The organism is Streptomyces pactum (genome assembly GCF_016031615.1).
Lineage (GTDB): Bacteria > Actinomycetota > Actinomycetes > Streptomycetales > Streptomycetaceae > Streptomyces > Streptomyces pactus.
Genome location: NZ_JACYXC010000001.1, coordinates 5,194,218 through 5,207,838 on the forward strand (window position 1 = coordinate 5,194,218; position 13,621 = coordinate 5,207,838).

Below are 13,621 nucleotides of genomic sequence, written 5' to 3' on the forward strand. Positions count from 1 at the left end.
GAACTTGCGTCTCAGTACAGTCTACGTGGCCTGTGCAGCGGGGCGAAGATCGCGGTGCAATTAGGTGGAAGCCCCGACTCTGCCCACCTGGGCGTTGTGTATTGTCAGCTAGTTGCCGAACGGAACCTCGGCCGGGGTGCGGCCACGGGGACAGCTCTCAGGCTGGCCCTGCTGGCCTGGGGCCGTAGGCGCATGCTATCTCCGCTCGCGGGACGCACGTTGGACAGTACACCCGAGGCAAGGAACGCGTTGACCAGCTTCACGGACGACCAGAAGGTCTACACGACACCCCACGGTACCCAGTTGCACGGGGACTCCTTGCGGCTGCTCCAGGGCCTCGACGACGAGAGTGTGGACTTGATCGTCACGAGCCCGCCCTTCGCCCTGCAGCGGAAGAAGGCATACGGCAACGAAGATCAGGAGGCGTATGTCGACTGGCTCGCCCAATTTGGTGAGGCGGCAAAGCGCGTCCTGAAGTCAACCGGGAGCCTCGTCGTTGACATCGGCAACGCCTACCGCAAGGGCAGTCCGACTAGATCCCTCTACCCTTACCGTGTCCTGTTGAAGTTCGTCGACGAATTGGAGTACCACCTCGCGGAGGAGTTCTTCTGGTACAATCCGGCGAAGCTCCCCAGTCCTCTCGAGTGGGTGAATAAGCGCCGGATTCGGGTTAAGGACGCCGTAAACACGGTCTGGTGGCTCTCGAAGACTGAGTGGCCGCAGGCTGACGTCAATCAGGTGCTGCTTCCGTACTCGAAGAACATGGAGCGTCTCCTCAAGGACCCTGAAAGGTACTACAAGGCGACCCTCCGCCCCAGCGAGCACTCGATCTCTAAGCACTTCGGCAACGATAACGGTGGTTCCATCCCACCGAACCTGCTGCAGGTCTCCAACACGGAGTCGAACTCGAACTACCTACGACTCTGCCGCGCGCTTGACATCAAATCGCACCCTGCCCGGTTCCCGAGCGAGCTTCCGCGATTCTTCATCGAGTTCCTGACCAAGCCCGGTGACGTCGTCGTCGACATTTTCTCGGGCTCGAACACCACGGGGATGGTCGCGGAACAACTTGGCCGAAGGTGGTACTCGTTCGAACTCAGCCGGGATTACGCAGCACTCTCCATCATGCGGTTCCTGCCGGGGATGAACCCTCAGGACGCCCAGGCCCTCTATGAGAAAGCGCGGGCAGGGGCGGTGTCCTTGCCGGAGGATGGCCAGCCGCTCGTTACCACTGCCGCGCAGTCTGCCATCGCAGAGGCGTCACTTTCCGTAAGGGTTGCGGAGGCGGTTCTGGGTGCCGCCGAGGCAGAGTTCCTGCGTGCGGGCGAGAACCTCGCGGAAGCCAAGTTCGCCGCCGAGTGGAATCCTGATGCAACCCTCGATGCGAACGCCGAGAAGGCTGTGGCTGCTGCCGTGGAACGCGCGAAGGCATGGGTGGACGACGCTGCCGCGGCGCGCCGTGACGCGAAGCGCCAGCTCAACAACGCGAGGAAGCTCGCGGAGCAAGCACATGCCGCGCTGACAGAGTTCGAAGCGTTCTACAAGACGAAGTTCGCGGCAGAAGACGTCCCGGCGGAGTAGGCCGTGACAGCGCACGCTGGGGATGACTTCACCCTGTTTCCGGAGTCGTTGGGCACACTGGTACCCATGGTGATGCGGTCGAGAGCTGGTGCGGGCACTCGCCATGCAAACCGGCTCTTCGCTGCGTCCCTCGCAGACCACTGCAGCTCTGGCGACACTCTGGAGCTTGATAAGAGGCCGTTCGACCTGCGCGCAGCAGTTCCGTTGCCTCCTCTCATGCGCGTCTACTTGTATACGATGACGACACATCCGTCGGAGCGGCAGCAGGGTGCTTACCGCATTCAGATCATCCTGCCCAACAAGGGTCGGCACTTCGACACCACCGACGACGCGTACGTCATCCTCGCTGGTTACAACCCGAGCTTGGAGGTCTTTGCCCTGTGGGACGCGGACGCCCACGACATTGGGAAAGGTATTCCCCACTCAAAGGGGGTCCAGATACTGGAGGACACCTTGTTAGAGGCGATGTCTCTTGGTGTGGCTCGACAGACGAGGAAGCTCCGCGGCACTGACGAATCGGAGACCGTGGTCGCGTCACGTCCGGACACCTTGCCGGAAGCGCTAGAGCTGCGTTGGCAACTGTCAATCGAGAGGCTCATCTCGTGAGTGGTGATGGCTGGGGCAAGTCAGGATGGACTCCCGAACCGGAGTATGCGAGTGACAGGGAGGACATCCTCAGCGAATTTTACCTGCGTGCTCTAAGTAAGGCCGTCGCCTACGACCGGATTACGGGCTTCTTCGCCAGCAGCGCTCTGGCGCTGTACTGGGAAGCGCTGCCTGAGTTTGTGCAACGCGGCGGAAAAATCCGCATTCTCTGCTCGCCCCGGATCACCGAGAAAGACGCACAGGGAATCGAACGCGGCTATGAAGCTCGCGACGACAACTCTCTTGCTGCCGTTCTGCGGTCCGAGTTCGATGCGTTGCTTACCACCGACCAGCTCCGCAAGCCGGCGCTCGCCCTGGCCGCATTGATCTCAGAGAGACTCCTCGATATCCGCCTGGCTCGGGTCGCCAACGCCTCACTCGACGATCGGCGTATGTTTCATGACAAGGTGGGACTGTTTACTGATGCGCATGGGCAGCGCATCGGCTTCCGCGGGTCCTTGAATGAGACCCGCTTCGGTATTGCCTCGGACGGCAACGTCGAGTCGTTCGACGCGTGGACGAGCTGGACGGGCCGCAACGACAGCATCAGGGTCCAGCGATCTACCGAACGTTTCGAGAAGCTCTGGGCCGGCAAGAGCGACGGGGTTGAAGTCCTCGCCCTCCCCGCGCCCTTCCGGCACTGGCTGGAAACTCAGGCAGAAGGCGTTGACTGGCGCGAGCTTGCGGCTGAGATCACTGTGAATACGGAGCTGGACCTCGTCGTCCGTACTGCGCCAGATGGTCGCCCCCTCCGTGAGCAGCAGATCGCAGGACTCAACGAGTGGGAGCGCCACGGTAAGCGAGGGATCCTCGCCCACGCGACTGGGTCAGGTAAGACGGTCACGGGCATCACCGCGATCGTCGGACACGAAGGGCCCGCTCTCGTGGTTGCCCCTTCGCGGTTGGTTGCGCGCCAGTGGAAGGAACAGATCGAGGACACGGGGCGCCGGGTGCATCTGTGCGGCGACGGTGAATCCGCTTGGAAGACAAGGCTTCACAACTGGCTGACACAGCCTGCCTCGGAGCGCGTGGTGGTTGCCCTTGCTCCCACGGCAGCTCAGAGGCCCTTCGTAAACCAGGCTTCGCGCGCGAAGGACCTCCTGCTCATCGGCGATGAGGTTCACCGTCTGGGGGCTGTGTCGTACCAGAAGGTTCTGGAGATTGATGCCGCAGCACGTCTAGGTCTATCGGCGACGCCAGAACGTGCGGGGGATCCGGAAGGCACCTCGGCGATTCTCGACTACTTCGGTGGGGTCATCCACCGCTACACACTCAGGGACGCCCTGAAGGCCGGCGCTCTCTGTGACTACCTTTACTACCCACAGCTTGTCCGGCTCAGCCCGCAGGAGCAGGAACAATGGGACGAATTGAGCAAAAAGATCGGACGGCTCGTCGCGCAGTCCCGTAACTCGCCTAGTGGTGCCACCAGCAGTCAGCGGGAGCGCATCAGGACGCTGACGATGCAGCGAGCTCGGATCGCCAAGAAGGCTGCCGGCAAGACGCCCCTAGCTAGGTCGGTGGTGACCAAGAGCTACAAGCCTGGACAGCGTTGGCTCGTCTATTGCGACGATAAGGGTCAGATGCAGGACATTGCTGGCAGCCTTCGTTCCGCTGGGATCGACGCGTACGAGTATTATTCGGACATGCCGGGAGACAAGGTTGCAACGCTGCGGTACTTCGATGAGAACGGTGGCGTAGTCGTCTCGATCAAGTGCTTGGACGAGGGTGTTGATATCCCCAACGCGGACCATGCTTTGATCCTGGCGTCCTCCAGGAATCCTCGAGAGTTCATCCAGCGTCGTGGGCGCGTGCTGCGCAAAGTTGAAGGGAAGAGCCTCGCCACCGTCTATGATGCGATCCTGCAGCCCGAGACCCTTGGGGAAGCGTCGGGGATGTCACTGCTTCAGGGTGAGCTCGCCCGCGCGGGCAACTTCGCCCGAGATGCCCTAAATAGCGATGCTCGTGACTCGCTGGAGCGGCTAGTTGTGGGACTTGGCGGCGATCTCGAGGCACTCTATGAGTTCCTCGGTTCCGGCGAGGAGGGCGACAACTAGCCTGTGGCTTCACACACTTCGTGCGGCACTGTGAACGCAAGTACTTCTGTAGGAGTAGAGCTCATGCGAGACAACCTTGCACAAGTGATCGAGTCGGTGCGTTCACGGTTCTATGACGACAGCGTCGATTCAGCGCTGGTTCAGCACATCGTAGAGATTGAGAAGCGGTACGTCGAGGATCGACCCCGCGCACAGGAGGCCGTGGCCCGCGTCATCCAGGAGCACCTGGACAGGAGCGTTGAGGTTTGAGATACCAGAAGCTCACCGTTGAGAACTTTCTCGTCTTCATGGGCGAGCAGGAGATCAATATCCCCGACAAGGACGGCGTAGTCGTTATCTACGGCCGAAACGGAAAAGGCAAGACGTCTCTACTCAATGCTTTCCGCTGGGCCTGGACTGGTGAAGTTCGCAAGCGGAGCACCCGTCCACTGCCACTCGAGGACATCACTAACAAGGTTGCCCTTGCGGAAGCGTCCGGCGATTCAGTCCGATGCCGTGTCCGCCTCGAGTTCGAAGCAGACGGCACGCAGTGGGATCTCACTCGTTCTCTCATCCGCAAGGGGGAGGAATGCTGCAGCGATCTCACGTTGCGTCGTGATTCGGTCGCCCTGAGTGCCGCCGATGCTGAGCGCAAGGTGACTGAACTGATGCCCAGGGAGATCGAGCAGTTCTTCCTGTTCGACGGAGAGCTCCTCGACCAGTACGAGAAGCTCCTCGATGACGACAACACCGCTGGCTCCACGCTCCGCGATGCCATCGAACGCATCCTCGGACTTCCCATTCTGGAGAACGCGGCACGAGACAGCGCTCGGGTCGCTGAGCACGCCGGTGAGCTGGTCGCTGCTGCTGCGAAGCGGGACTCGAAGACGAAGAAGCTTGGCCAGCATCTTGATACTGAGCAGAGTCGTCTCCGTGCGTTCCGCCAGAACTACGAGGCGGAGGACCAGAAGGCCAAAGACCTGGAGGCTGAGTCGGCCCAGCTCGATCAGCAGCTGGCGGAGCAGTCAGGCAAGCTCGAAATCAAGACCAGGCGCGACGAGACTCTCAAACTCCTCAAGGAGGCAAAGACGCAGTGCGACGCGGCTGAGGAAGAGTTCAAAGACCTCCTCGCCGAGTCGTGGAGGGCGGTGCTCGTGGAGCCGATCGAGGCTCGCATCGAAGAGGACACCAAGGCGTTGGAGGCCATCGAAGCCCAGTTGGATGAGCTGCGCTTCGCGGCCATCCTCGCCCGCCATTACAAGTCCATGGGCGCGGATATATGCCCAGTGTGCGAGTCCCGTCTGGATGCCAGCAACCGCGCTGCCCTCGAGCAACACCTCCGGAGCTCAGATTCTAGCGAGCTGAGAGCTAAAGAGGACAAGGCGGCAGCCCTGAAGGCGAGCCTCAGGCGGCTGCGCGAGTCGGGCCGCGGGCACGAACTTCGGGCCAATTTGAAAACTGTCGAAGACAGCTACCTGAAGCTGCAGCAGAAGATTGAGGACTACCAGGAAGATATCGACGACTTCGAGGACAAGCTTAAGGGACAGGACACCGGGCTAACCGACCTCGTCCAGCGCTCCAAGAACGTCAGCGTTCTCCTGCGACAAGCGAAGGCTGCGTACAAGGACGAGCTGGATAAATACGAGCAGGCCAAGAAGAACGTCGCCAAGATCGAAGAGCAGATCCGCAAGACAGGGGCGGGCCAGGCAGACCCGAGTGTCTACAAGCGGCAGCGAACTGCTGAGGCCCTCGCGGACCTTTACCGGAAGGCGATCGTGATCTATCGCGACCAGCTCAAGGAGAGTATTCAGGAGAGGGCTACCGAACTCTTCCGGAGCATGCGATCCGAGAGTGACTACGTGAAGCTTGCGATAAACGAGTCCTACGGCTTGCGTATCCTTGACCGATCCGGAACCCCCGTAGAGCACCGGAGCGCTGGCTACGAGCACCTAGTCGCACTGTCGCTCTTGGGCGGCCTGCAGGCCAGCTCCCCCATCAGCGGGCCACTCGTCATGGACTCCCCGTTCGGACGCCTCGACGAACACCATGTTGAGGGCGTCGTTGCCAACCTCGACAAGCTCAGCTCCCAGGTGTTCCTTCTGGTTCACGAGCGTGAGCTCCCCCGCGGGACTGCCCGAGACCTGCTTCGAGGTCGAATGCTGGCCGAGTTCGAGTTGTCTCGAGGAGCGTCCGCGCACGAGACCAACATCCAGGAGCTTCGCAGTGTCTGAAACCATCGCGCGCGGTCGCGTCAACATTGCCCTCACTGGCCGCGCTGAGATCGCTCGAGACGAGATCAGCGCCCGATTCCCATTCCGAGAGAAGCAGCAGTTGGTCCGCCTAGGTCTCGCCTACGCCCTTCGGCTCAACCTTGAACCGGTACGTGGAGGCAACTTCGGCCGCGCCGGCGACGGGCAGAACATGAACGTCGGATCCTTCGACCCAAGTGGCGAGCTCTTTGAACTAGTGCGTGCATTTCACCCGGAATGTGAGGACCCGGCGGAGGTCGCCGAGACCCTCATGAGTCTCGGCCTGGTCAAGCTCGCCGAGGATATCCGGAACAGCGAAGTGACTCGCATCGTCGACATCTTGTATTCCAATGACGGAACCGACTGACGAGGCGCTTCCGAGGCGGGAGCTACTGTGCATCCTCGCCAATCCGCCCTTGGGGAGCGGCGAGCGCACTAGGGCGCGGCTTGGACTGGCCCGTGACCTTCTCGGCTTCGAAACCTTCACGATCAGGAACCTGTTCGCCGTTCCCTCAGGCGCCGTCACAGACATCTCGACGCTCGGAGCAACCCCAGACGGATGGGCCCAGGCTAGACAGCAGATGGAACCAGCTTTCTCTGTCTGTGATGGAGTGCTGCTGGCTTATGGCATCTCCGAACCAACCGGTACGGCACGGAAGTACCATCGCGAACAAGTGGAGTGGGTAGCTGAAAGGCTGGTCGTCTCGGGCTGTCAGGCGTTTCGAGTTGGCGATGGACCGAGGCACCCGTCCCGCTGGCAGCGGTGGACCTCTCGGTATCACAGAGAGCTGGAGTTCTCCGACGCCCTGGAGGTGTCCTTCGAAGCCGTCAGCTTCGGCCGGGCCCCAACTCGCGTAGCCGGAACTGCTTCATGACCTGACCACCAATGTGCTGCCAAAGTTGCTTCGGGACGAAGCAGTCGCTCCGTTAGGGTGCGCTTCATGACCGACGCCTCGGCCTGCCCCGGGTGCTGCCAGTCAATGAAGTCCGGCAGCTTCCTTCTCTCTCAGCGGGAAGACGATGGCCAGCGGACATGCCGGACGCTATGGAGATGTACCGATCGGTATGTCTGGTGGTGCTGGACCGACCGGCCGGCCAAACCTTTGGTGGGCTGCCCGGTCCCGAAACTCCGCTGACATCAACTACCCCGGACAGCAGCAACACACGGGGCAACCACCATTCATCTGCGCTGATGGTCGCAGACGTCCGTGCTCGCGCCGTTATTCGTCGGCGTTGTCACGCACTTAGACACTCACCCGATGTGTGCATCAGCGCACGTCAGCTCAGTTCTCCGGGTGCAGGCATAACCTATCCAGTTTGGCAGATCAACTTCGGCGGCCCAGGCCAGGGCGGGTGGGGGTGGTCACCCGTGGGTGCCGTCAGTCAGCGTTGATCGGCTTCGCACGGCCCAGAGGCGGCCCAGGGCGTATCAGCTCATGCCGCGAGAGCCGCTCCGCTCTGCCGCACCACCGCCCCCGGATAGGTCGTCATACCATACCAAACGCTGCACGTTAAAAAGATTTCCGATACTGCGATGCGGGCTGTAATAATCCCCTTCTCGAACAGCCCACGAGAGGCACTCGCCGTGATGTCGAAATTTTGGAACGCCTTGGCGGCCGAGACGGCTATCGCATCCTCACAGATCGGGATGGGAGCAACGACGCTCGGAAAGACCATGCCACAAAGAATGGCTACCTACGCCGAGGCGTTCTTCCCGCTGAGCATCGGCTTTGAGCGTGCGGGAAAGATAATTCTTCACGTCGACCGCCAGCTAACGAGCGGTGATTTCGTATCCCGAAAAGAGATGAAATCACTCAGTCATGATCTGATTAGCCTGTTCGATGCGGTGGAGCAGGTTCATCAAAGACGATATCCAGGGGATGTTAGATTTAAGCGCCCCGCTGACTCAATTCACGAAAAAATCGTGGAGATTCTGGGCGGATTTGCGGCTACCGGAAGGTACTTCCATTTGGACTACTTGGGTGGCGTTCAGGTGCCGGGCGGCGATGCGGCAGCCCAGTGGTGGGATCTAGTCGCATCTGAAGTCTCGCGTCGCCACTGCAAGGCCGCGAAGAGAGCTCGAGATCGGGAGCGCGCTCGACTCCTCGATTCAGCATTTGACGGGTCCGCCTTGGTGCGCGACTCGCTCGTGAATGGAGAAAGGATTGACACCGTAGAGATGGCGACTGTGGTCAATCTTGAGAATGACGCCGTAGTCCCATGGTGTCGAATGTACACCATGCAGATTGCACGATGGCTCGCGCGCATCCTCATCGAGCTTGGATATGACGGCGTCAGCGATAGAGACGTCCCTTATTTTGGCGATTTCCTTTATCCGTTGAACCAAGATGACGGTGTTTTTAGATCTCGCAAAACATGGACAGTCACTCACTACTGAAATGCCCAGTTGATGCAATTTGATTGCAGGCAGGGAGGCGGATCGGCTTTGGGCTGGAGCTGCTTTGGGGCGAGTGATCATGGCGCCGTAAGCTCATGGCGAGTCGGGCAGTCACTGGTCCACGTTCGGCCTGCCGATATCGACGGCTCGGCTTCTGGGCTCATGCGGCTCCGTCATGGAGGCGAGCGGCCTGACCGTCCAGCCTTGCCGGTTGCGGGCTCTGGCGGTCAAGGCGACGAGTCGGCGTGAGGTCCGGCCGATGCCTCCTCGCCGGGGGATCATCCGGCCCACCTCGACGGGTCTGCGGCTTCGGCTTCGGCTGGCTCCGGGGCAGGAGCCGGCAGATGTCGCCGCCTCGGCGGAGCGGCTGCGACACGCCTAGGTGTATTGACCCGCAGCGTTGTTAACACGGCTGATGGGCGGGTGCCCGTCGAGTGCGGTGTGGCAGCGGTGGTGGTTGTAGGTGTGGAGGAAGTCTGTCAGGGCTGCTGTCCGCTCGTTGTTCGAGGTGTAGGGCCGTAGGTAGGCCCATTCGTCGAGCAGGGTGCGGTTGAAGCGTTCGACTTTGCCGTTCGTCTGGGGGCGGTAGGCGCGGGTGAGCTTGCCCGTCGCGCCGAGTTCTGCCAGGACGGCCTTCCAGGCCAGGCCCCTGCGGTAGGCCCATGCGTTGTCCGTGAGCACCCGTTCGATTCGGGGGATGCCGTGGCTGTGGAAGAACGCGGCTGCGCGGGTGAGGAAGCCCGCGCAGGTCGCGACCTTCTCATCGGGGTGGATCTCGCTGTAGGCCAGCCGGCTGTGGTCGTCGATCGCGGAGTGGACGTAGTCGAAGCCCATGGCGGAGCGGGTGGCCCGGCCGGCCTGGCGGCCCAGGGTCTTGTGGCCGCCACCGTTGGGAATCCGGCCGAGCTTCTTCACATCGATGTGGACGAGTTCGCCGGGTCGTTCGCGTTCGTAGCGGCGGATGACCTGACCGGTCGGACGGTCGATCCAAGCCAGCCGGTTCAGTCGGTGGCGGGTGAGGATCCGGTGGACGGTGGATGAGGGCAGCCCCAGGATCGGGCCGATCCGAGCGGGCCCGAGCTTGCGGGTCCGCCGCAGGTCACAGGCCCCTTTCTTCGACGTCGGCCGCTGTCCGGTGAGGGATCGTGCGCGGCCTGCTGGAGCGGTCGGCCAGGCCCGCGTCGCCTTCGGCCCGCCAGCGGCGGACCCACTTGTGGGCCGTGGGACGGGATATGCCCGTCTCCGCGGCCACATGCGCGACCGGACGACCGGCCAGGACACGCTCGACCAGGATCCGCCTGCCGTGAACGGTCAGCCGGGCATTACGGTGGGACACGAAGACCTCCGTGTGCGGTGAAGCCTAGACACCTCCACCACACCGGAGGTCTTCGCCGTGATCAAGACCAGCCAGCGTTAACAACGCTCGTGATCAATACACCTAGGGCGTTCACGCCGTGTATGTGAGGGACGTGAAGCCCGGTGTGGTGGAACTGCGGCTCGTCGGCTTCGACATGCTGCACAACGTTCGGATGCCCAGGAAGGCGGGCGGTGGATTCCTCGAGGTGCCAGTGGCGCTGAGGGAGGACGCGACGGCCTTCGTACGCGACTACCGGACGATCCCGCATCAACTCACCCTCAGCGCAACACTGTCGGGGAAGTCCATGTACCTACGGCACCTGGTCACCGGGATGGCACAGCAGCCGGTCACGCTGGTCGGAATCGACTGCAAGCGGGGTGTGGAGCTGGCGCCCTTCGCCCGGCGCCTGTCGGCGCTGGCGACCGATCCTCAGCAGGCAGCCGAGCTGCTGCCGGTCCTCGTGAGGGAGATGGAAGACCGGTACGACCTGATTAAGGCCCTGCAGGGTATCGCGTGGCACCCGGGACGAGGAGCCTGCGACATCTGAGGCCTGCCCGAACACGAACGGCCCGTTCCTGTCGTGCCGTTGGTTGACGAGATTGCTGAATTTTTCCTCGTCGCCACGAAGAAGGACGAGGAACGCCGCGCCGAGACGGTGACCCAACTCATCCGGCTAGCCCAGCTCGGCCGTGCCGCCAGCATCTACCTGGAAGTGTGCGGGCAGCGCTTCGGGGCCGAGTTGGGCAAGGGCGCGTCCATGTTCCGAGCTCAGCTGACCGGTCGGGTGTGACACCGCGTGAACGACGAAGCCTCCGCCAAGATGGCGCTGGGCGACATCGCACCCGAGGCAGTCTTCGCCGCACGCGACATCGCCCCGGAACGGCCCGGCCTGGCGGTGGCCGGAGACACCTCCGGCGGCTGGTCCCGCATCCGTACGCCGTTCCTGTCGCTCGCTGATGCTGCTGCGGTCTGCCGGGAAACGGTGCACCTCGTGCCGGACCTGTCCGCACTCGCATCCTGCCGGCCTGCGGTGCCGCTCCAGCCGACTGGCTCCCCGGTACCGCTGGTCAAGCCAGTCCCCGATCGCCGAATAGGCCACTCGACACACCCTCGTACGGCCTGCACGTCCGTCTCGTGCCAGCTCCCTACCCTGCCATGCCTAAAACCCGAGGGAGCAGCCTTGTCCCGCCTGTCCATCTCCGAAGTCTCGGCGCTGATCGCCGATCTTGCCGACCACCGCGAGTTCGGGCTGGCAGCTACAGCGAACTGACGAGCCGTAAGGCGGATCTGCTTGAACGTATCGCCGCCGACCGGCCCGGTGACACCGAGGCGGCTGACGTCGCCGCCGCCGCCCGAGCACGGGCCAATGAGCTCAAGTCCACTGACTGACCGTACTGGAGGGAGCCCAACCGTGCGCGCCTCCTTGGCCCGCGTCGACGCGGTGCTCGTTCAGGCGCATCGCCTGGACCCTCGGGGCGCGCCCCGAGCTGGCAGACCTCCGCCTCCGGGCCTGGGCGCACATGCTCGGGTTCCGTGGCCACTTCTCCACCGAGTCACGCAGCTACTCGACCACCCTCAGCGCACTCCGTGACGCCCGAGCCGACTGGCGCCGTACCCAAGCCGCGCCCCCAACAGCACCGCAGGACGACGAGACCACGCTCGTCCTCGCCCACTGGTGTTCGCCGGCACCGGTCTCAGTCATGGCGAGACCTGGCTTGCCGCCTCCCTGGAAGCCGCCCCCGGAACGGAAGGATAACCGGCATGGACCCCCGTCGCGACGAGCTGATGACTGTTGGCCAAGTCCTGGATGAACTGGGCGGTGTGTCTCGCCGGACGTTCTACCGGTGGCGCGAGCTGGGGCAGGGACCCTCTGCGTTCAAGCTGCCCAACGGGGAGCTTCGGGTGTGGCGGAGCGACTTCAGCGCCTGGCTGCGGCAGTTGGAGGCGGCGGCTTGAAATCCCTCGACGTGAAGGTGGGGGGGGGGTCGCAAGAGGAACACCAAGAAGTCGTCCTATGACGTGCGATGGACCGTCGCGGGGAACGTGTTCTCTGAACAGTTCCGCACCAAGGGGCTTGCTGACCACTACCGTCCCAAGCTGCTTCGCACCGCCCATGCTGGCGAAGAGTTCGACACAGAGACGGGGCTGCCTGACTCGATGGTTGAGCAGGCAGCCTCAATGACCTGGTAGGCCTTCGCTCTGAAGTACCTCGCCATGAAGTGGCCGCACGCGGCGCCGAACACGCGCAACGGGATCAATGAGGCTCTGACCGCTGTGACGATGGCCCTGCTAGAGGAGCGTCCGGGGCAGCCGTCCGAGGAACTGGTCAGGAGGGCGCTTCGCACCTGGGCCATCGTCCTTCCCGGACCGGACGAGCGCGAATTGCCGACTGAGATCGCGAACATCTTGCACTGGGTGTCCAAGGCGTCGCGTCCGCTTATGGAGCTCGATGACGCTGCGATCGGCAGGGCCGTCCTGGACTCGCTCAAACTGAAGCTCGACGGGACGGCGGCAGCCGCAGAGACCGTCCGGCGCAACCGTCGGACACTCGTCAACGCGCTGCACTACGCAGTGGACCTCGAGGAGTTCAAAGAGAACCCGATCACGGGCATCCGCTGGAAAGAAGCCGAAGGTTGCCGGGGAAGTCGATCCCCGCGTGGTCGCCAATCCCGCGCAGGCTCGTTCCCTGCTGACTGCAGTCTCGTAGGTCGGTGGGTACGGCCGGGCGCGTGGCCGCCGACTCGTCGGCCTGTTCGCCTGCATGTACTACGGCGCCTTACGCCCGGCTGAGGCCGTCGGCCTTACCGAAGCGGACCTGAAACTGCCCGAGGCCGGCCCGAGGCCGGCCCGAGGCCGGCTGGAGAACGGCGCTGCTGAACCCAGCGTCGGAAGGCAGTGGACGGACTCCGGCGAGACCCGCGACGACCGGGGCCTCAAGAACCGGCCGGCGGAAGAGGTCCGGCTCGTACCGATCCAGCCCCAGCTCGTCACCATCCTCCGGCAGCACCTCGACACCTTCGGCACCGCCGAGGACGGGCGGCTGTTCACCAACGAGCGCGGGGGAGTGGTGGGCTCCTCGACGTACTACCGCGTCTGGCAGGAGGCCCGTGCGCTGGCGCTCCCGCCGACTGCGGTCGCCTCCCCGCTTGAGCCCGTATGACCTTCGGCACTCGGCACTGTCGACCTGGCTCAACTCCGGGGTGGACCCGACAGAGGTCGCCGAGCGTGCGGGCAACAGCGTGGAGATCCTGCTGAGCCGCTACGCCAAGTGCATCGACGGACGGCAGGAGATCGTCAATCGCAAGATCGAGGAGTTGCTGCGGGAGTACGAGTGATCACGCAGCCAAGGAACCCCTGA

The 13,621-nt window shown here is 63.0% G+C and carries 9 protein-coding genes and 5 pseudogenes; 12 read left to right on the forward strand and 2 right to left on the reverse strand.

Annotated features, from left to right (window positions below):
• Positions 1-249 precede the first annotated feature (249 nt).
• The 6 genes from IHE55_RS20430 to IHE55_RS20455 all read left to right on the forward strand — a co-directional run bounded on the left by IHE55_RS20430 (position 250) and on the right by IHE55_RS20455 (position 6,875).
• Positions 250-1,581 carry a DNA-methyltransferase gene (locus IHE55_RS20430; RefSeq protein ID WP_232265642.1) on the forward strand — a complete coding sequence of 444 codons (1,332 nt, stop codon included), beginning with the start codon at positions 250-252 and terminating at the stop codon, positions 1,579-1,581.
• A 66-nt stretch (positions 1,582-1,647) separates the two neighbouring features.
• Positions 1,648-2,187, forward strand: coding sequence for a hypothetical protein (locus tag IHE55_RS20435; protein ID WP_197990334.1), 540 nt, complete (start codon positions 1,648-1,650; stop codon positions 2,185-2,187).
• The gene (locus IHE55_RS20440; protein WP_197990335.1) at positions 2,184-4,280 is read left to right on the forward strand and encodes a DEAD/DEAH box helicase family protein; all 2,097 of its coding nucleotides are present in this window, start codon (positions 2,184-2,186) and stop codon (positions 4,278-4,280) included. The genes IHE55_RS20435 and IHE55_RS20440 overlap by 4 nt, the downstream gene beginning before the upstream one ends.
• A gap of 84 nt (positions 4,281-4,364) precedes the next feature.
• The gene (locus tag IHE55_RS20445) at positions 4,365-4,529 is read left to right on the forward strand and encodes a hypothetical protein (protein ID WP_197990336.1); all 165 of its coding nucleotides are present in this window, start codon (positions 4,365-4,367) and stop codon (positions 4,527-4,529) included.
• Positions 4,526-6,490, forward strand: a complete 1,965-nt coding sequence (locus IHE55_RS20450) for an AAA family ATPase (RefSeq protein ID WP_197990337.1) — start codon at positions 4,526-4,528, stop codon at positions 6,488-6,490. The genes IHE55_RS20445 and IHE55_RS20450 overlap by 4 nt, the downstream gene beginning before the upstream one ends.
• Positions 6,483-6,875 (forward strand): hypothetical protein, encoded by a 393-nt coding sequence (locus IHE55_RS20455; protein WP_197990338.1) that lies wholly within the window; start codon positions 6,483-6,485, stop codon positions 6,873-6,875. The genes IHE55_RS20450 and IHE55_RS20455 overlap by 8 nt, the downstream gene beginning before the upstream one ends.
• Before the next feature lie 1,067 nt (positions 6,876-7,942).
• Here IHE55_RS20455 and IHE55_RS20460 read toward each other — a convergent pair.
• Positions 7,943-8,185 carry a hypothetical protein gene (locus tag IHE55_RS20460; RefSeq protein ID WP_197990339.1) on the reverse strand — a complete coding sequence of 81 codons (243 nt, stop codon included), beginning with the start codon at positions 8,183-8,185 and terminating at the stop codon, positions 7,943-7,945.
• Between the two features lie 10 nt (positions 8,186-8,195).
• Here IHE55_RS20460 and IHE55_RS20465 point away from each other — a divergent pair, with 10 nt between their 5' ends.
• A complete protein-coding gene (locus IHE55_RS20465) occupies positions 8,196-8,906 on the forward strand; it encodes a hypothetical protein (protein WP_197990340.1) in 711 nt (236 codons plus the stop codon).
• A 109-nt stretch (positions 8,907-9,015) separates the two neighbouring features.
• Positions 9,016-9,285 (forward strand): annotated as a pseudogene (locus tag IHE55_RS32735) (FtsK/SpoIIIE domain-containing protein); the annotation flags it as partial.
• Here IHE55_RS32735 and IHE55_RS20470 read toward each other — a convergent pair.
• A pseudogene (locus IHE55_RS20470) lies at positions 9,285-10,242 on the reverse strand (IS481 family transposase). The pseudogenes IHE55_RS32735 and IHE55_RS20470 sit on opposite strands and share 1 nt — an antisense overlap.
• A gap of 106 nt (positions 10,243-10,348) precedes the next feature.
• Between IHE55_RS20470 and IHE55_RS20475 the strand changes: the two are divergent.
• The 4 genes and pseudogenes from IHE55_RS20475 to IHE55_RS20490 all read left to right on the forward strand — a co-directional run.
• Positions 10,349-11,344: pseudogene (locus tag IHE55_RS20475) on the forward strand (FtsK/SpoIIIE domain-containing protein); the annotation flags it as partial.
• 373 nt (positions 11,345-11,717) lie between these two features.
• Positions 11,718-12,019 (forward strand): annotated as a pseudogene (locus IHE55_RS31565) (replication initiator); the annotation flags it as partial.
• A 29-nt stretch (positions 12,020-12,048) separates the two neighbouring features.
• Complete coding sequence (locus IHE55_RS20485; protein ID WP_232265644.1) at positions 12,049-12,219, forward strand: helix-turn-helix transcriptional regulator; 171 nt, start codon at positions 12,049-12,051, stop codon at positions 12,217-12,219.
• Positions 12,216-13,598, forward strand: a pseudogene (locus IHE55_RS20490) (tyrosine-type recombinase/integrase). The gene IHE55_RS20485 and the pseudogene IHE55_RS20490 overlap by 4 nt, the downstream one beginning before the upstream one ends.
• The last annotated feature ends 23 nt before the right edge of the window (positions 13,599-13,621 follow it).